Below are 18,558 nucleotides of genomic sequence, written 5' to 3' on the forward strand. Positions count from 1 at the left end.
TGGCGCAGCGTCGCAGAAACATACTCGAGCGTCTACCGTCGCGGGCATGGACGCACTGTCGATGGTGCTCTCCGACTCTCGGGCGGAGGGGGCATTCCTACTGCGCTCGGTGCTCGCTCCGCCGTGGTCGCTGCGCATCGAGGACCACGCGCCGGTGACGGTAGTGGCACTGCTCCGGGGATCCGCGGTCGTCGTCTCGGATACCGGCGCCGGCGCGACTCTCACACCGGGCGACATCGCACTCGTGCGCGGACCCGACGCCTACACGGTCGCCGACCGCCCGGACACGCCGCCGCACGTGATCATCGACGAGAACCAGGCCTGCCACACTGCCGCCGGAGCACCGGCCATGAGGATGACCGACCTCGGCGTCCGAACCTGGGGCAACGCGCTCGACGGCCGGACCGTGATGCTGACCGGCACGTACCGGTTCGACAGCTACCTCAGCCGGCAACTGCTCGACTGCCTCACCCCGATCGCGGTGGTACCGCGCAGCACCGACACCGAACCGATGACCGCCCTGCTGGCGCAACAGATCACCTTGGACAGTCCCGGCCAGAGCGTTCTGCCCGATCGGCTACTGGACCTCGTCCTGATCGCATCGCTGCGGGAATGGTTGGCCCACAACTCATCACGGTCACCGAACTGGATCGCGGCCTACGACGACCCGATCATCGGGAACGCGCTGCGGCTGATCCACAACCAGCCGGAGCAGCCGTGGACCGTCGAGGGCCTGGCCCGCGAATGCAACTGTTCCCGAGCCGCTTTCGCACGACGGTTCTCGGCGCGCATGGGCGTCGGGCCGGTCGGCTACCTGACCGGATGGCGCCTGTCCGTCGCCGCGGACCTGCTGTCGGATCCCGGGCGGACGGTGTCGTCGATAGCCGCCGCGGTGGGTTACTCCAGTCCGTTCGCGCTCACCGCAGCGTTCACCAGACACCACGGTGTGAGCCCACGCGAGTTCCGCCGCCGGCCGAATGTCACACGCGTTCAGTCCAACTGAACGTATGTGACATTCGGCCGAGCGGCCGGTGACCTCAGTGGGCGGAGACCGTCGCCAGCTCGCGGGTGCAGTGACGCTCCCCCATCAGCGCGCCGAGCAGACCGGCCGACTTGATCGCCTTGTAGCCGCCGACGAGGTCGGTGGCCTTGTTCAGCCCGAGCTGCCGCAGCGACGCCGCAGCCAGGCTGGAGGTGTACCCCTCGGAGCACACGATCACCCATTCGACGTCGTGGTCGACGGCGAGCGCCAGGTGCGCGCTGCTGGTGGGGTCGAGTCGCCATTCGAGGACGTTGCGTTCGATCGCCAACGCGCCGGGCAGCGTGCCCTCGAGCGCGCGCTGCGCCTGCGGGCGGATGTCCACGAAGATGGCGCCGCGCCGGTAGGCCTCGGTGAGTTCGAAGACGTACATGCGGTCGATCTGCGAACGAGCGTCGTCGAGCATCTGGTCGATGGTCACTTGGAGCCCCCTTCGGGCAGATCGGTCAGCTCGGTGCGGGTGCGGCGCAACGCCCCGCGATCGGTGACCTCGTAATAGGACATGACGGTGAGCGGCGGCGAGTACGCGTGCACGCTCAGCGTGGGTTCGGTGGTGACGGTGACCGGGCCCGGAGCCCGCATCACGTCGTGCACCCATCCCAGCGGGAACGACGCCTGGTCGCCGGCCTCGAGGGTGCGGCGACGCAGCTCGCCACCGGTCCAGCGGCACTCCGCGAGGTTGCCGCTGAGCACCGTCAGAGCCCCGAAAGAGCCTGCGTGGTCATGTAATTCGGTGGACCTGTCGGGTACCCAGCCGATCAACCAGACGTCGACGTCGTCGTCGGCGTAGAGGCGGGTCGACCACCGCTCCCGCGTCGGGAACGCGCCCGGCAGCAGGTGGTCGTGACGGCCTTCGAGGACATCGGAGGCACCCTGGTCGGTGATACGCAGCAGGTCGGCGGGGCGCAGACGCGAGGGCAGCGCGGCATCGAAGCGGCGAGCACCGCGGTCGGAAGCAGACGTGAAGACGTCAAAAGAATATGCAGAAAGCATGAGTAGAGCTCCAGGAAGCGAAATTGGTCAAGGCAGCGTTCAGCCTCGACAACACTCCTGGGCACTCATGCAACGGGACACGTCGAACAGTGTGACACAACATCAGCGACGACGGAAGCCCACGGAACCCCGGACGCGCAGTGACGCCGGTTACTCCGGCGCTCAGACCTCGGTGCGCCGTGCCCGTCGGGCGAGGTTGCGCTCGTACACCAGCCGCAGACCCTCGAGCGTCAGATCCGGCTCATGATGCTCCACGGTGGCGCACTCCGGCATGATGAGCGGCGCGCTGTCCCCGGTCGCGATCACGGCCACGTTCGAGCCCGCGAAAGCGGTGAGCTCCGAGCGCACCCGGCTGACCAGACCGTCGACCAGGCCGGCGAACCCGAAGATCGCCCCCGACTGCATGCACTCGACCGTGTTCTTGCCGACCACCGAGCGCGGCCGCACCAGTTCCACCTTGCGGAGGGCCGCCGACTGGGAAGCCAGTGCGTCCGTGGAGATCTCGATCCCCGGCGCGATCGACCCGCCGAGGAACTCCCCCTTCGCGGAGACGACGTCGACACACGTCGAGGTGCCGAAGTCGACGACGATGCACGCACTGTCGTAGAGGTGGTGCGCGGCCAGACTGTTGACGATACGGTCGGCGCCCACTTCCTTCGGATTGTCGACCAGCAGCGGGACACCGGTCCGGACACCGGGTTCCACCACGACATGCGGCACGTGATCCCAGTACCGGCCGAGCATCACCCGGATCTCGCGCAACACCGACGGCACCGTCGACAGCGCGGAGACTCCGGTGACCTGTTCTGCGTTCACGCCGAGCAGTCCCCGGATCTTGAGCGCCAACTCGTCGGCGGTCAACCGGGGATCGGTACGCATCCGCCAGTCCTGCACCAGCTTCGAGTGCGAACCGCTGCCGGTGAACAGCCCGAGAACGATGTTGGTGTTCCGGACGTCGACGGTGAGGAGCACCGTCTACACCAGACTGGAGAGCATCCGCGGGGTGATCAGTCCGGAGCCCTCGGGCGCGTGCGCCGGATCCGAACCGAGTTCCACCGGCTTGTTGTCGGCATCGACGAACACCACGCGCGGCGCGTACTCGCGAATCTCCTGCTCGTCCATCACGCCGTACGCGATGAGGATCACCAGGTCGCCCGGGTTCACCAGATGCGCTGCGGCACCGTTGATCCCGATGACACCCGAACCGCGCTCGCCGGTGATTACGTACGTCTCGAGGCGGGCGCCGTTGTCGATGTCGACGATCGTGACCTGCTCACCCTCGAGCAGGTCGGCCGCCTCCATCAGATCCTGATCGACGGTCACCGAACCCACGTAGTGCAGGTCCGCGTGCGTGACCGTGGCACGGTGGATCTTCGACTTCATCATGGTGCGCAGCATCTTCGGCCCTTCGGTTTCAGTGGGAGAGGAGGTCGTCAGTGGCCGGATCGCCGGGCTGGGGGTCGCGCTCGAGGAATCCGGTTCCCACCGCGACGCCGACGTTGTCGATCAGTCGAGTGGTACCGATGCGGGCGGCGACGAGCAATCTGCCGTCACCGCGCTCGGGAGCCGGGCCGAGGTCCACGCCGCGCACCTCGAGGTAGTCGACCTCGACGCCGGGAACGGACGCGAGCACGTCGCGGGCGACGGCCAGGATCCCCTCCGCACCGCCGGCGGCCGCGTGGGCCCCCGCGACGAGCGCAGCCGACAGGACGGTCGCCAATTCGCGCTGCTCCGCGTCCAGGTAGCGATTGCGGGAGGACAGCGCCAGGCCGTCCTGCTCGCGGACGGTCGGCACGCCGACGATCCGGACGTCGAAGTTGAGGTCGCGCACCATCTGCCGGATCAGCGTCAGCTGCTGGTAGTCCTTCTCACCGAAGTACGCGGCATTGGGCGCCGCGATCTGCAGCAGCTTCGCGACGACGGTGAGCATGCCGGCGAAGTGCGTCGGGCGGCTCGCACCCTCGAGCTCGGCGCCGAGCGGACCCGGCAGCACCGTGGTGCACGGGCCCTCCGGGTACATCGCCTTCGCGCTGGGCGCGAATACCAGCTCGACGCCCTCCGCGCGCAGCAACTCCAGGTCCGCGTCGAGGGTGCGCGGGTAGGCGTCGAGATCCTCGTTCGCACCGAACTGCAGCGGATTGACGAAGATCGACACGATCACGACCGCACCGGTCAGCTTCGCCTGGCGGACCAGCTCGATGTGCCCCGAATGCAGAGCACCCATCGTCGGGACGAGCGCGACCTGACGGCCCACGCCCCGCAGCGCCTTCGACACCCGCGTCACGATCGCGGGGTCGTGGTGCACGGTCAGTTCGCCGCGCTTGTATCCGCCCTGCAGTGCAGAAGCTTCGGTCACAGTGCCCATTCCCTGCTCATTCCCGATCATCGAGTACTTCCATCAGTTCCGGCTTGGCCCCCGTGCGCTGCGCCGTCCGCAGCGACAGGGCCCGATATCCGGCGGCCAGTTGCGGGTCGACGTCCTCGAGCACCTCGAGGTGCTTCGCGACGGCCGCCGCGTCCCCACGCGCCACGGGCCCGGTCAGTGCCGACTGCCCGCGCCGCAGCGCGTTGTCCAGCGCCGCCGACAGCAGCGGCTGCAGCACCCGCTCGGGCAACCCGTTGGGCTCGTCGCCGACGAGTTCCTGACCCATCAGTTCCTGCCCCTCGAGGGCCACCCGCAGCGCCGCGACCGCGTCGACGACGAGCGTCACGAGGTGATTGCTGCCGTGCGCGAGGGCCGCGTGATAGAGCGGGCGGACGTCCTCGCGGACCCGCACCGGCTCGCCGCCGATCTCCAACACGAGGGACTGCCCGATCGCGTAGCCGATGTCGTCGGCCGCAGTGATGCCGAAGCAGGCGTCGGACAGACGCGCGGTGTCCTCGGCGTGACCGGTGAAGGTCATCGCGGGATGAATCGCGAGCGGGACGACGCCCTGCGCGGTGAGCGGTTCGAGAATCCCGATGCCGTTGGCACCGGAGGTGTGCACGACGATCGTGCCGGGGCGCACCGCTCCGGTGGCGGCCAGGCCGTTGATCAGGCCCGCGAGCTCATCGTCGGGGACGGCAAGAATCAGTAGTTCGGCGCGGGCCGCGACGTCGGGCACCGGCAGGATCTCGGTGTCGGGAAGCCGGGTCTCGGCACGGAGGACGGACGCGTCGGACACCGCGGAACAGGCGACGACGATATGACCGACCCGCTCGAGCGCGGCGCCTACGGCAGTTCCGACCCGGCCCGCCGAGACGATTCCTACCGTCAATCGTGCAGGCGCAGGCCCGTTGGTGATCCCGAAAGAGGTCACACTTGTCCTCTCGTTCGTTCCAGTCCCGCTCGGCGGGTACCAGACGTTCTGCGGAGAGAATAGCCCCGCGCGAAGACACGCCGCCACGGGCCAGTGACGTGATCTACAGCTCACTTCACGACCGACAGCCGCGGGACCTCGACGATCACTCGGCGCGGCGACGGCGACGCGGCTCGGCGTCACCCGAATCCGCCGACTTCATGTTCGCCATGATCTCGGCGACCGACAGCCCATTCGAGTGCGCGCCCCCGGCGTCCCCGGCGTCCTCGGCCCGGCGACGCGACCGCCGCGACGCGGGCACTTCGCCGGCCGCGTCCGCATCGGCGTCGGCCCCGGTGTCGGGATCCGGAACGGGAGTGGGAACGGGTGCGGGCTTCTTCTCCTGAACGCGCTCCTGGACGGCGGGGGCCGGCTTGCGCTCTTCTCGCGTGACTCGCTCGACGGGCGTGGCCCGCTCGACCGGCTTGACCCGCTCGACCGGCTTGACCCGCTCGACCGGCTTGACCTGCTCGACCGGCTTGACCTGCTCGACCTTCTCGGCCCGCACGACCGGCTGCGGCACCACCGGCTCGGCAACCTCGTCGACCTCGACGTCGATCGGCTCGGGTGGAACGACCGACGTTTCGGCGGTCACCGGATCGTCGTACGGCGACGCGAACGACGGCCTGTTCGGTGCCGGCCGCGGGGCGTTGTTCCGCGCCGGTGCCTGAGCGCCCGGCCGGAACAGGCCCGGCGCCGCCGGCTGAGGGCCACCTGCCAGCTCCTGGACCCGCATCGACTCCGCGCGCAACGCCACCCGCTCCTCGGGCAGGCGTCCGTCGAACAGGACCTCGAGGTTCTTGCGCAGCGCCGCAAGCTCTTCGCGCAACGCGGCGATGTTCTCGGCCTCGGCGCCCAGTTCTCCACGAACCCGGGCCTCGACGCCCAACTCGTACTCGCGGCGAGCGCCGATCTCGCGCTCCAACTGCAGCTCGTACACCTTCTGCAGGTCGCGAACCTTCGCCTTGTCGAGGGCGGATTCGCGCCGGTACTTCGTCATCGCGATTGCACCGAGCGTCGCGGCCCACAGCGCGATCACCAAACCGACCCGCAGCAGCTGGACGCTTTCGCTGAAGATCATGAACAAAGAGGCGGCGACGGCGAGCACAACGAGACCTGCAATGATCATCTGGCTCGCACTGCGCCGGTTGCGGCGTACTGACTTGGCGCGACCCGGAACCGTCATGCAGATCAGGGTAGCCGCACTCAGAGGGAACCTCCGCCCGGACACATCCGGGCGCCAATCCCGTTTGTCCGGTTGCGCAGATCAGTGCGCGGGTTCGTCCGGCGGCTCGTCCGGAGTCCGGCAACAGTGCTCGAGCCACATCGCGGCCACCACCAGCAAGACCGCGGCAACCAGCCCGACGATCGCGCCGGGACTGTCCGACACCGCCGCCCGCAACTCCGAACGCTGCGGCCACAGGAACACCAGGAAACCCGCCCACACGCCGGCACTCGCCGCACCGACCAGTGCCGACGCCTTCGCCAGCGCCGCCGCTCGGGCCGCGGTGATCGGGTGCAGCTGACGCGGCCCCGGGCCGATCGCGTGCCCGCGAACCCGGGCTCGGATCACGAACGCCAACACCACCTCGATGAGCGCCACCGGGTACAGCGATGCCCCGGCGTAGATGGGAATCGGGGGCAGCGAGCCATACGAGACACGCACCAGCAACCATGTCGCGACTGCGGCCAGCAGTGCCAGCGACAGCAGGTCCCAGATCCGGGTCGGCTTCATCACGGCTACCGTAGTTCCAGTTGCAGCGCCGTCCGGCGAACTCCGGCTCTTTCGGCCGCGTCGAGGCCCGTGACCAGCTCATCGACGCGGACGGTGATCCCGCCCACATCGAGCGTCGCATCCGGGTCCACATCCAGCCAGGGCACCAATACGAAGGCGCGTTCGTGCGCGCGGGGATGCGGAAGAGTCAGCTCCGGATCGTCGCTGCGCACCCCGTCACACGTGACGACGTCGACGTCCAACGTGCGCGGTCCCCACCGCTGCTCACGAATCCGATCGGCCGCAGCCTCGAGTTGCTGTCCGCGTCGAAGCCAGCCCCGGCAGTCGGTGCCGGGATCATCGACGATCACCGTCGCGTTCAGAAAGTCCTGCTGCTCGACACCGCCCCACGGAGCGGTCGCGTAGACCGGCGACACCGCCACGATCCACTCGCGGAGCCCGTCGACGACACCCTGCAGATGCGCGAGGCTGTCCCCGATGTTGGAGCCGATCGACAGGACCGCCCGACTCACCGGGAGCCCTCGGCGGCCACGCGCGATCGACTCGCGACCACCGCGACATCGGCGAATGTCAACGGGATCGGCGCGGACGGCTTGTGCAGCACCACCTCGACGCGCCGGACGCGGGCGTCGCGCATCACGTCGTCCGCGATCTCCGCGGCCACCGTCTCGATCAGGTCCCGCGCAGGTCCCCCGACGATCGTCGCCGCACGCTGAGCGAGGTCGCCGTAGTCGAAGGTGTCCTTCAGATCGTCCGACGCGGCAGCCGGCGCCAGATCCATCCACAGCGTCACGTCGACGAAGAAGTCCTGACCGTCCCGCTTCTCGTGATCGAACACACCGTGGTTGCCACGGACCTTCAGTCCCCGCAACTCGATGCGATCGCCCGAGACATCACTGCCATCACTCACCGCCGCCTCCTGGCACATCACCGCTGGGACTCGGGCTCTGGGAACCCCGCGCCCACGCCCCCGCGACCGCGATCGCGTCGAGCGAGGCCTGCGCGTCGTGCACCCGCACGCCCCACGCACCGTGGGTCACCGCGAGCGCGGACACGACCGCCGTCGCGACCTCGCGGCCGGCCGGTGGGCGCACGGTGCCGTCGGCGTCCGCGAGCAGCGAGCCGAGGAAACGCTTGCGGGACGCGCCGATCAGGACCGGGAAACCCAGATCGACCAGTTCCAGGAGCCGATTGAGCAGCTGCCAGTTGTGGTGCGGATCCTTGACGAAACCGAGGCCCGGATCGAGGGCGATCGCCTTCGGGTCCACCCCGGCCGCGACGGCCGCGTCCACCTGGACCATCAGCTCGTCCCGGACGTCGCGGACCACGTCGTCGTAGTGGGTCGACCCGCCGGCGTGGACGAACCCGCCGGTGGGCCGCCAGTGCATGAGGATCCAGGGCACACCGGCGTCGGCGACGACCCTGGCCATGTCCGCGTCAGCGCGTCCACCCGACACGTCGTTGACGATGGTGACACCGGCCTCGATCGCGGCCTGCGCCACCGATGCCCTCATCGTGTCGACGCTGACTGTGACACCCTCCGCGACGAGCGCGGCGATCACCGGCGCCACCCGGGCCGCCTCGACCTCCGGGTCGACGCGGGCGGCCCCGGGCCGGGTGGACTCACCCCCGACGTCGACGATGTCGACGCCGAGATCGTGCAGGTGCACTCCGTGTGCGACGGCGGCGTCCCGGTCGAGGAATCGGCCCCCGTCGGAAAACGAATCGGCGGTCACGTTGAGGACGCCCATCACGACGGGGCGGCCCGGGTTCGGTAAGGCGATCACTTGCGGAGGATCAGATCCAGAGCCTCGGCACGGGAGGCGGAGTTCGACTGGAACAGCCCCCGCACCGCCGACGTCGTAGTGCTGGCACCGGGCTTGCGGATGCCGCGCATCGCCATGCACAGGTGCTCGGCCTCGACCACGACGATCACGCCGCGGGGATCGAGCTTGCGCATCATCGCGTCGGCGATCTGGCTCGTGAGCCGCTCCTGCACCTGCGGGCGCTTCGCGTAGAGATCGACCAGACGTGCCAGCTTCGACAGGCCCGTCACCCGACCGGTCGGACCGGGGATGTAGCCGACGTGCGCGACGCCGTGGAACGAGACCAGGTGGTGCTCGCAGGTCGAGTACATGGGGATGTCGCGGACCAGCACCAGTTCCTGGTGGCCCTCGTCGAACGTCGTGTTCAGTACGTCGTCCGGGTCGGTGTAGAGACCCGCGAACACCTCACGGTATGCGCGCGCAACGCGCGCCGGAGTATCGAGCAGACCCGGGCGGTCGGGATCCTCACCGACCGCAATCAGGAGTTCACGAACCGCGGCCTCGGCCCGTGCCTGATCGAAAGGCCTTCCCGTCATGAGCGCGACCGGCTCACTCCCCAGCTGATTCACCGACAACCGACCGCACCTCCAGTATCGGGGCTGAATGCCCTGACCCACACCGAAACGGGGTGAGCCAGGGCTAAGCCTAGTTCCGAGCCGACTACTGCGGGCCGCTCGGCCCCTCCCATGCCTGCGTCCGCGCATCGTCATCAGACCGTCCGGTCCCCTGATCGCCAGGTCGGTGGACCGGACGTCCCTCGGGATCGGTGGGCCGCTGCTGCTGCGGCGGCTCCCACTGCGGATACGGCTGCCAGCCGCTCGGGTTCTGCGGGCGACCCCGGCCGTCCGGTTCCTGCGGAGGCCAGCCCGGGGCCGACCAGCCCGCGGGGGCGCCGTAGTCCGGTCTCGTGCCCTGCACCGGCGCGGCCGGCTGCTGCGGGTGCGCCTGCTGCTGGTGCCGTGACGGATCGGGTGCCGCGTGCCCGTTGGCGGGCGGGGTCGGCACCGTATCGCGCTTGACGAAGGTCGGCTGCGGCACCTCCGGCGTCGGCTCGGGCTCGACGGTCGGCGGCCACGTCTCGCCGCGCTCCACCGCGAGTTCGCGCGGCGTCTTGATCGGCGGCTTGTCCGACGGCGTGCGCTCACCGAAGACGTTGAACGCGGTGATCCGCGGACGCTTCTCGACGCTCGTGAAGATCTGCTCGAGATCCTTCCGGGTGAGCGTCTCCCGCTCGAGCAGCTCGCGCGCCAGGATGTCGAGGACGTCGCGGTACTCGTTGAGGATGGACCACGCCTCGGTGTGCGCGGCCTCGATCAGGTTGCGCACCTCCTCGTCGATCTCGCGGGCGACCTCGTGCGAGTAGTCGGAGTTCATGCCCATCGACCGACCCAGGAACGGATCGCCCTGTTCCTGGCCGTAGCGGACCGCACCGAGCTTGGCGCTCATGCCGTATTCGGTGACCATCGCGCGCGCAATCTTGGTGGCCTGGTCGATGTCGGAGGACGCGCCCGTCGTGGGCTCGTGGAACACGAGCTCCTCGGCGGCACGACCGCCCATCGCCATCACCAGTCGAGCGATCATCTCGGACCGCGTCATCAGGCCCTTGTCGTCCTCGGGCACGGTCATCGCGTGACCGCCCGTGCGGCCGCGGGCCAGGATCGTGACCTTGTAGATCGGCTCGATGTCCGGCATCGCCCACGCCGCGAGCGTGTGACCGCCCTCGTGGTACGCGGTGATCTTCTTCTCGTGCTCGGAGATGATCCGGCTCTTGCGGCGCGGACCACCGATCACGCGGTCGACGGACTCCTCGAGCGCCGCCTCGGTGATCACGGTGCCGTTCTCGCGCGCGGTGAGCAGCGCGGCCTCGTTGATGACGTTCGCCAGGTCCGCACCGGACATGCCGACGGTGCGCTTGGCCAGACCCTCGAGGTCGGCGTCCTGCGCGATCGGCTTGCCCTGCGAGTGGACCTTGAGGATCGCGCGGCGGCCGGCCAGGTCGGGCGCGCCGACCGGGATCTGCCGGTCGAAACGTCCGGGACGCAGCAGTGCGGGATCGAGGATGTCGGGGCGGTTGGTCGCGGCGATCAGGATGATGCCGGTGCGGTCGCCGAAGCCGTCCATCTCGACCAGCAGCTGGTTGAGCGTCTGCTCGCGCTCGTCGTGGCCACCGCCGAGGCCGGCGCCACGCTGGCGGCCGACCGCGTCGATCTCGTCGACGAAGATGATGCACGGGCTGTTCTGCTTGGCCTGCTCGAACAGGTCGCGGACACGCGAGGCGCCGACACCGACGAACATCTCGACGAAATCCGAACCGGAGATCGTGAAGAACGGCACGCCGGCCTCACCGGCGACGGCGCGCGCCAGCAGCGTCTTGCCGGTACCGGGAGGACCGTAGAGCAGCACGCCCTTCGGGATCTTCGCGCCCAACGCCTGGTAGCGAGCCGGATTCTGGAGGAAGTCCTTGATCTCGTAGAGCTCCTCGACCGCCTCGTCGGCGCCTGCGACGTCCGCGAAGGTGGTCTTGGGCATGTCCTTCGACAGCTGCTTGGCCTTGGACTTGCCGAAGCCCATCATTCCGCCGCGGCCGCCGCCCTGCATGCGGTTCATGACGAAGAAGAAGATGCCCAGCAGGATGATCATCGGCAGCACGAACAGCAGGAGCGACGTCAGCCAACTCTCCTGCGTGACGCTGGTGTTGAACTCCTGCGCCCCGGATCCGGAGACCTTGTCGAAGATCTGCTCGGACGCCGCGTTCGGGTACTTGGCGATGATCTGCTTCGAATCCTGGGTCGCCTCGTTGCCGTTCTTGAGCCACAGGCGCACCTGCTGCTCGCGGTCGTCGATCTGCGCCTTCTCGACGTTCTTGGAGTCGAGCTGCGAGRTCGCCACCGAGGTGTCGACCGACTTGAACCCGCGCGTGTCGTTACCGAAGTAACTGAAGGCGTAGATCACCAACAGGATTCCAGCGACTATCGCCAGGTTGCGGAACACAGTCTTGCGGTTCATACAGGTTCGGCCACGGCGGCCGGTCCTTTCGATAGTGCGGGCTACGCTCGTGCAGGTACGGGGTCGACCGTCCGGATCCCCGGACAGTCGGCGTTCGGGCTGCTCGGACACCTCAGATTACCGCGAACGATGATGCTCGACGCCTGGTAGCAGCCATCCACTCCGAGAAGTGGAGTCAATCCGTTCAACGCACGCCGGCCCCCCGCCGGTTCCCGCTGGCCGCCGAAATCACTCGACACAGGACGATACGTGCCGCAAGTCACACGGGTGCGTGGCGAGGCCAGGCCTGTCGCCGCTCGAGTTCGGCCGCGACCGCGAGCACCGTCGATTCCCCGCCCGGCGGTGCGACGATCTGGACCGCGATCGGCGTACCCGACGTGGGGTGCATACCGACCGGCACGCTGGCAGCCGGCCAGCCGAGCACGTTCCACATCGCGCTGAACGGGGCATATCGTACATTTGCGACAAGGTTGGCCGCCCACGACTTCTCGCTCCACGGGAGCGCCTCGATCGGCGGTTGGGCCAGCGACGGCGTCAACACCACGTCGTACGCGGTGAAGAAGGACCGCATGCGCGCATCGAGACGGTCCACCTGCGACGACCGCACCAGCCCCGCCCGGTTGACGGCCCGCCCGATCGCGGCGTGCCACCGGGTCCGCGGCTGCAGCAGCGCGGGATCGAGGTCGGCGGCGTCGTCGGCGGTGCCGGCGAACCAGCGCAGGAACGCCGCCGACATGTTCGGCGGGTACGGCACCCTCGTCTCGCTGGTCCGGTGTCCGGCCTCCGCGAGGACAAGCCTGGTCTGCTCGACACCGCGCGCCCAGTCCGCGTCGACGCGCAGGATCGGCGACGCCGTGTTGACCGCGACACCGACGCGCAGGGGTCGCGACACTGGGATCTCCGCCAGCGACGGATCATCGGCCAGCACCGACAGCATCAGCGCCGCATCCTCCACGGTGGTCGCGATCGGCCCGTTCTCCGACATCCCGAACCACGAGTGCGCGCCCAGCTCGGCCGGCACCAGACCACGGCCCGGCTTGATGCCGAACACTCCGCACGCGGCCGACGGGATCCGGATCGAGCCCATGCCGTCGGCCGCCAGCGCGATCGGCACCATGCCGTCGGCGACGGCGGCGGCGGAACCACCGGACGAGCCGCCGGGGACCCGGTCCGGATTCCAGGGATTGCGCGTGATCACGCCGGGTGAGTCGACGGCACCCCAGACGCACAGCTCGGGCACCGCCGTCAGCCCCACCGGGATCGCCCCGGCCGCGCGCAGCCTGGCCACCGTGGGGTGGTCGTGGGTGGACGGGCCCGGATCGGTCGCCGCCGACCCGTCACGCATCGGCTCGCCTTCGACCTCGACGTTGTCCTTGATCGCGACCGGCACCCCGGCCAGCGGCAGGCTCGACAGGTCGGCGCGCGACGCCAGGGCCTGGGCCTCGGCGCGAGCCCGCTCCCCCAGCACTCGCACGAACGCGTTGATCCGCGGGTTGCGTTGCTCGATGCGGCGGAGCGCGTCCGCGACGACATCTACCGGCGACAGCGCACCGGAACGCACGCGGGCAGCGATGGAAACTGCGGTGAACTCCTCGATCAGGTGATCCTGCACCTGCCGAGTATGCCGCCGACGGCGATATCATTTCGAGTACCCCGAGGGGTGAGTCCACCCCACCCTTCCGGCCGCTGCCCTCTCCCGAACGGTGACGAGTGATGGATGGCCCAGGTTCGGCAAGCGCTGGTTCGGCGGACCTCGCTGCGACGACGGCTCCCACGGCCGCAGCCGGAGCGCCGCCGGATCTCGGCGCGCAGACCGTCTCGTTCCTGGCGGACGTGGTGGCCCGGTTCGCGGCCGAGTGGGAGACCACCGGCGAGCCGCCCGACATCGAGACGTTCCTGCCCGGCGGGCTGGCCGTGGGCGACGCGTTGCGCCGTGCCGCGCTGGTGGAGTTGATCAAGGTCGATCTCGACTACCGGCTGTTGCGGACCGACCGGCCGAAGCCGCTGACGGACTATCACTCCGAGTTCCCGGACCTGCACGCGAAGCCGCTGCCCCTCGACCTGATCTACGAGGACTTCCACCTGCGCCGACGCTGCGGCCGGGTCGCCGACGCGGAGGCGTACGCGCGCGAGTTCCCCGCACTCGCCGAGCAGCTGGCCCGGGTCGGCAACGGCGCGGGCGACTACCGCAGCACGCTGATCGCACAGCCCGGCGCGCAGCACGCCCTCGACCAGGTGGACGTCGGCGACTGCATCGACGACTTCGATCTGCTGACCGGGCTCGGCCGCGGGTCGTTCGCACGCGTGTTCCTGGCGCGGCAGCGGTCGATGCAACGACTGGTCGCGGTGAAGATCTCGCACGACCACGGCACCGAGCCGCAGACCCTCGCCCAGCTGGACCACGACTACATCGTGCGGGTGTTCGACCAGCGGCTCCTCACGGACCGCGAGCTGAAGCTGCTGTACATGCAGTACGTGCCGGGCGGCACGCTGCTCGGTGTGCTGCGCCGCGTGCGCGAGGAGCCGGACGATCCCGAGCACCCGCGCACCGGCCGGCTGCTGCTCGACGCGATCGACGAGACCCTCGAACGCAAGGGCGAGATCCGTCCCAGCGACTCGAGCGTGCGGGACGAGATCGCCGGGCTGACGTGGCCCGAGACGGTGGCATGGCTGGGCCGACGGCTCGCCGACGCCCTCGACTACGCCGACAGCCGCGGCGTCCTGCACCGGGACATCAAGCCCGCGAACGTGCTCCTGACGTCGGAGGGCGTCCCGAAGCTCGCGGACTTCAACATCAGCTTCAGCGACTGCGTCGCCGGCACCAGCCCGGTCGCGTACTTCGGCGGCTCGCTGGCCTACATGTCGCCGGAGCAGTTGGAGGCCTGCCATCCCGACATGGCCGGATCGGCGGCCGACCTCGACGTCCGCAGCGATGTCTACGCGCTCGGTGTGATGCTGTGGGAGCTGCTCACAGGTCGCCGGCCCTTCGCGGACGAGCAGGGCGCCGGCGAGTCGGCGACATCCCTCGAGCGGATGCTCGCGCTGCGCCGACGCGACATCGACCCGCAGTTCCAGTCCGATCTGCCCGACGACTGTCCCGCCGCGCTGCGACGCGTACTGCTGACGTGCCTGGCCCCCGATCCCGAGGGGCGCTGGGCGACCGGCGCCGAACTGGCGCAGCAGTTCGACCTGTGCCTGGACGCGCGCGCCCGCGACCTCGTCGATCCGCCGCCGAACAGCTGGCGGGCCCGGCTGCGGCCGTGGATGATCCCCATCGTCGCGGTCGGGGTGGGCGTGCCGAACGCGCTGGCCGCGATGTACAACTACCACCACAACCAGACGCTGATCATCGAGGAACTCTCCCCGGAGGCGCAGCAGCGGTTCGTCGAGATCTCGCAGGTGATCAACAGCACCCTGTTCCCTCTCGGGTTCCTGCTGATCGTGTACTTCTGCCGGCACGTCATCTCGGTGCCCCGTGGCCTGCGCAAGGGCAAGTCCTACGACACCGCCACCCTCGCGCGGGCCCGCGCCGACACGCTGCTGATGGGCGACCGGATCGTGGCCGTGGTGTTCACGCTGTGGCTGGTCGCGGGGATCGTCTTCCCCGTCTCGCTGCAGTTCGCGGCGGGCAGCATCCCGCATGGCGCGTACGTGCACTTCCTGGGATCGCAGATCGTGTGCGGCGCGGTCGCCGTCGCGTACCCGTTCTTCGTCGTCAGCTTCTACGCCGTCCGCTGCCTGTATCCGTCGCTGCTGCCGCACGGCATCACCAGCAGCAGCGACGAGCGCCGGCTACGCGGACTGGACCGCCGCAGCACCCTGTATCTGGCGGTGGCCGCATCAGTGCCGTTGGTCGGAGTCGCCGGGGTGACGTTCCTGTCCCCCGACGAAATCTCCGTCGTCATCTACGCGGTGCGGGTGCTGTGCGTCGGTGGTGTGGTCGCCTTCGTGCTGGTGTACTGGCTGTTCCGCCTGCTCGAAGAGGACCTACGCGCCCTCGAGCGCGTGGTGTCGCAGGGGAACTATCCGCCGTACACCTTGGGTTCGAGGGTGCCGATGTAGGGCAGGTCGCGGTAGCGCTCGGCGTAGTCCAGGCCGTAGCCGACGACGAACTCGTTGGGGATGTCGAAGCCGACGTGCGCGACCTCGATGTCGACCTTGCACGCCTCGGGCTTGCGCAGCAGCGTCACGACCTCGAGCGACGCCGGGTTGCGGGTCTTGAGGTTGCGCATCAGCCACGACAGCGTCAGACCGGAGTCGATGATGTCCTCGACGATCAGCACGTGGCGACCGGCGATGTCCTTGTCGAGGTCCTTGAGGATCCGCACGACACCGGACGACGACGTCGACGAGCCGTACGAGCTGACGGCCATGAACTCCATCTGGGTGGGGATCGACAGTGCCCGCGCGAAGTCGGTCATGAAGAAGATGGCGCCCTTGAGGACACCCACCAGCAGCAGGTCACCTTCCGGCGCGCCCACCGGATAGCGCTCGGCGATGGCCTCGGCCAGTTCGGCCGTGCGCTCCTTGATCTGCTCCTCGGAGATGAGTACCGATGCGATGTCGCCCTCGTACACGGAGCATTCCCTTCAGTCGTTCACGAACCCCGCCGACAGCCTGCCACGCCGCCGGGATGCAACCAACCTGACTCCCGGTCTTCCGCCCCCGACTGCGACACCACCCTGCCCCCGCCACCGCCCGACCAGTTCGTCCACGGCACGTAACTGCCGGTCGGTCAACGCCTTCGCACCGCGGTCGTGGAGCCACAACCGCAGGACACGGCGCCGCACCGCGACCGGGACATCGATCAGCCGCTCGACTACGAGGTCGTCGCCGTCGCGGGCCGCCGCCAGCGCCTGTCGGGAAAGTGTGTCGAGCACCTCGCCGTCCTCGCGGAGCTGCTCGGCGGTGCGGGCCAGGGCCGGGGCGACACCGCCCCCGAGGACGTCCTCGAGCAGCGGCAGCACCTCGGTGCGCAGCCGCACCCGGGTGAACCCGGGATCGGAGTTGTGTGGGTCCTCGTGCGGTTCGAGCCCCAGTTCGGCGCACGCGGTCCGTGTCGTCGCGCGGCGCACCCCGAGCAACGGACGCCCCCACGGCACGTCGTACTCGGCCATGCCACGGATCGAGCGTCCCCCGGAACCCCGGGCCAGACCGAGCAGCACCGTCTCGGCCTGGTCGTCGAGGGTGTGCCCGAGCAGGACGGGCCGACCGCTCCGGCCCGCATCGAGAGCGGCGTACCGGGCGGCGCGGGCGGCGGCCTCGAGTCCTCCCGGGCCCGTCACGTCCACCGCCACGACGTCGGCGCCGGCGCAGCCCAATGCGCGTGCCCGGGAGGCCGCGACGGCGGCGACGTCACCGGACCCGTCCTGCAGGCGGTGGTCGACGACCAGTGCCCGCACCGCGGGTGCCTCGGCGACGGCGGCCGCGGTCAGCGCGAGCGAGTCCGCCCCGCCCGAGAGCGCGACGACGACACCACCGGCCGGTTCGTGCCGCGCCAGCCACGCACGCACCGCGTGCCGGATCTCGAGGATCGCGGGGGCCTCGGGCAGGACGGCGGGCACCGTCACCCCAGCACCCGGGTGATCCAGGCGTCGGGGTTGTCGATCTCGTCGACGGTCGGCATGGCCTCGGCCCCGGACCAGACGGCGTTGAACTGCTCCATACCCACGCGCGCGACGACGGCGTCGACGAAGCTCTTGCCGCGCACGTACTGCGCCATCTTGGCGTCCATGCCGAGCAGTGCCCGCACCAGTCGCTGCACCGGGTTGCTCTTGCGGCGGCGGCGCGCGTCGAACGCATTGCGGATCCGCACCACCGACGGCACGACCTCGGGCCCGACGGCGTCCATCACGTGGTCGGCGTGCCCTTCGAGGATGGTGCCGAGCATCAGCATCCGGTCCAGCGCTCGGCGCTGCGGTTCGGCCTGGGTGGCCCGCAGGAGCCCGATGACTCCGCGCTGGTCGGCGGGCAGGTCCTCGCCGCGGCGGCGGTCGCGCAGTGCCCCGGACAGCCGGGCGACGAACTCGCCCATCGGCTCGTCGGTCGACTCGCCGAGGGTGGCGACGGACTGGCGCATGTACTCGCCCATCCACGGCGCCGACGAGAACTGCACCCGGTGGGTCACCTCGTGCAGGCACACCCACAGCCGGAAGTCGCTGGGCGGCACCTTCAGGGTGCGCTCGACCTGCAGCACGTTGGGCGCCACCAGCAGCAGGGTGCCGTGTTCGCCGGTGAACGGGTCGTACTGGCCGAGAATCGCGGACGACAGGTAGGCCAGCATCGCTCCGGCCTGCACACCACCGGGCTTGCCGGCGATCAGCGTGCGTTGCGCGGCATCGATGTCGGTCCCGGTCAGCTGCGCCATCGAGTGCGCGGCGGCACGGATCCAGCCGGCCCGGTCCACGACCTGCGCGGTCGGGATCGGCAGCCCGTCCGCGAGACCGGTGACCTCCCGGACCGGGCCCTCCGCCCGGATCGACGCGGACTCGAGTTCCGCCACCACCGACTGCGCGGTGTACCGGGACGTCGACGGCCCGGCCGGAGCCAGCCGCGCACCCGTCCGGGCGGCCAGACTCCAGTCCACCGCATTCCCGAATCCGCTCTCCGGCTCCGTCACCT

At 69.6% G+C, this 18,558-nt stretch carries 19 protein-coding genes; 2 read left to right on the forward strand and 17 right to left on the reverse strand.

Annotation, left to right across the window (positions count from 1 at the left end):
• The first annotated feature begins 46 nt into the window (after window positions 1-46).
• Window positions 47-1,003, forward strand: a complete 957-nt coding sequence (locus AB4Z09_RS11485) for an AraC family transcriptional regulator (RefSeq protein ID WP_442239753.1) — start codon at window positions 47-49, stop codon at window positions 1,001-1,003.
• 34 nt (window positions 1,004-1,037) lie between these two features.
• On the opposite strand, the gene AB4Z09_RS11490 is transcribed toward AB4Z09_RS11485, so the two are convergent.
• The 14 genes from AB4Z09_RS11490 to AB4Z09_RS11555 form a co-directional block, all read right to left on the reverse strand.
• Entirely contained in the window at window positions 1,038-1,460 is a 423-nt protein-coding gene (locus AB4Z09_RS11490; RefSeq protein ID WP_442239754.1) for a rhodanese-like domain-containing protein, read from the reverse strand.
• Window positions 1,457-1,960 (reverse strand): cysteine dioxygenase, encoded by a 504-nt coding sequence (locus AB4Z09_RS11495; protein WP_442239775.1) that lies wholly within the window; start codon window positions 1,958-1,960, stop codon window positions 1,457-1,459. Before AB4Z09_RS11495 ends, AB4Z09_RS11490 begins: the two co-directional genes overlap by 4 nt.
• Before the next feature lie 234 nt (window positions 1,961-2,194).
• Entirely contained in the window at window positions 2,195-3,004 is an 810-nt protein-coding gene (locus AB4Z09_RS11500; protein WP_442239755.1) for a type III pantothenate kinase, read from the reverse strand.
• Window positions 3,005-3,007: 3 nt separating this feature from the next.
• Window positions 3,008-3,430, reverse strand: coding sequence for an aspartate 1-decarboxylase (gene panD / locus AB4Z09_RS11505; RefSeq protein WP_114723435.1), 423 nt, complete (start codon window positions 3,428-3,430; stop codon window positions 3,008-3,010).
• Between the two features lie 16 nt (window positions 3,431-3,446).
• The gene (gene panC, locus AB4Z09_RS11510; protein ID WP_442239756.1) at window positions 3,447-4,397 is read right to left on the reverse strand and encodes a pantoate--beta-alanine ligase; all 951 of its coding nucleotides are present in this window, start codon (window positions 4,395-4,397) and stop codon (window positions 3,447-3,449) included.
• A gap of 7 nt (window positions 4,398-4,404) precedes the next feature.
• The gene (locus AB4Z09_RS11515; protein WP_174907954.1) at window positions 4,405-5,331 is read right to left on the reverse strand and encodes a Rossmann-like and DUF2520 domain-containing protein; all 927 of its coding nucleotides are present in this window, start codon (window positions 5,329-5,331) and stop codon (window positions 4,405-4,407) included.
• Between the two features lie 145 nt (window positions 5,332-5,476).
• Window positions 5,477-6,556, reverse strand: a complete 1,080-nt coding sequence (locus tag AB4Z09_RS11520; protein WP_442239757.1) for a DUF6779 domain-containing protein — start codon at window positions 6,554-6,556, stop codon at window positions 5,477-5,479.
• Between the two features lie 81 nt (window positions 6,557-6,637).
• The gene (locus AB4Z09_RS11525) at window positions 6,638-7,105 is read right to left on the reverse strand and encodes a DUF3180 domain-containing protein (protein ID WP_114723478.1); all 468 of its coding nucleotides are present in this window, start codon (window positions 7,103-7,105) and stop codon (window positions 6,638-6,640) included.
• Between the two features lie 5 nt (window positions 7,106-7,110).
• On the reverse strand, window positions 7,111-7,617 hold the full coding sequence (folK, locus tag AB4Z09_RS11530; protein WP_174907952.1) for a 2-amino-4-hydroxy-6-hydroxymethyldihydropteridine diphosphokinase: 507 nt from the start codon (window positions 7,615-7,617) through the stop codon (window positions 7,111-7,113).
• Window positions 7,614-8,015, reverse strand: coding sequence for a dihydroneopterin aldolase (gene folB / locus AB4Z09_RS11535; protein WP_254622779.1), 402 nt, complete (start codon window positions 8,013-8,015; stop codon window positions 7,614-7,616). Before folB ends, folK begins: the two co-directional genes overlap by 4 nt.
• The gene (gene folP, locus AB4Z09_RS11540; protein ID WP_442239776.1) at window positions 8,008-8,856 is read right to left on the reverse strand and encodes a dihydropteroate synthase; all 849 of its coding nucleotides are present in this window, start codon (window positions 8,854-8,856) and stop codon (window positions 8,008-8,010) included. Before folP ends, folB begins: the two co-directional genes overlap by 8 nt.
• Before the next feature lie 32 nt (window positions 8,857-8,888).
• Window positions 8,889-9,506: a GTP cyclohydrolase I FolE gene (folE, locus tag AB4Z09_RS11545; RefSeq protein ID WP_114723442.1), complete on the reverse strand. Its 618-nt coding sequence runs from the start codon at window positions 9,504-9,506 to the stop codon at window positions 8,889-8,891.
• Window positions 9,507-9,591: 85 nt separating this feature from the next.
• On the reverse strand, window positions 9,592-11,937 hold the full coding sequence (gene ftsH / locus AB4Z09_RS11550) for an ATP-dependent zinc metalloprotease FtsH (protein ID WP_442239758.1): 2,346 nt from the start codon (window positions 11,935-11,937) through the stop codon (window positions 9,592-9,594).
• Window positions 11,938-12,196: 259 nt separating this feature from the next.
• Window positions 12,197-13,549, reverse strand: coding sequence for an amidase (locus AB4Z09_RS11555; RefSeq protein WP_174907949.1), 1,353 nt, complete (start codon window positions 13,547-13,549; stop codon window positions 12,197-12,199).
• Between the two features lie 101 nt (window positions 13,550-13,650).
• Between AB4Z09_RS11555 and AB4Z09_RS11560 the strand changes: the two genes are divergently transcribed.
• On the forward strand, window positions 13,651-15,999 hold the full coding sequence (locus tag AB4Z09_RS11560; RefSeq protein WP_174907947.1) for a serine/threonine-protein kinase: 2,349 nt from the start codon (window positions 13,651-13,653) through the stop codon (window positions 15,997-15,999).
• Here the strand turns inward: AB4Z09_RS11560 and hpt are convergent.
• The 3 genes from hpt to AB4Z09_RS11575 are packed head-to-tail and all read right to left on the reverse strand — an operon-like array spanning window position 15,960 to window position 18,556.
• Window positions 15,960-16,514 carry a hypoxanthine phosphoribosyltransferase gene (hpt, locus tag AB4Z09_RS11565; RefSeq protein WP_174907945.1) on the reverse strand — a complete coding sequence of 185 codons (555 nt, stop codon included), beginning with the start codon at window positions 16,512-16,514 and terminating at the stop codon, window positions 15,960-15,962. The two genes, AB4Z09_RS11560 and hpt, sit on opposite strands and share 40 nt — an antisense overlap.
• Window positions 16,515-16,526: 12 nt before the next feature.
• Window positions 16,527-17,501, reverse strand: a complete 975-nt coding sequence (gene tilS, locus AB4Z09_RS11570; RefSeq protein WP_174914399.1) for a tRNA lysidine(34) synthetase TilS — start codon at window positions 17,499-17,501, stop codon at window positions 16,527-16,529.
• Window positions 17,502-17,503: 2 nt separating this feature from the next.
• Window positions 17,504-18,556, reverse strand: coding sequence for a zinc-dependent metalloprotease (locus AB4Z09_RS11575; protein ID WP_174907943.1), 1,053 nt, complete (start codon window positions 18,554-18,556; stop codon window positions 17,504-17,506).
• Window positions 18,557-18,558: the final 2 nt, after the last annotated feature.

It is taken from the genome of Rhodococcus sp. TAF43, from assembly GCF_052113525.1.
Lineage (GTDB): Bacteria > Actinomycetota > Actinomycetes > Mycobacteriales > Mycobacteriaceae > Prescottella.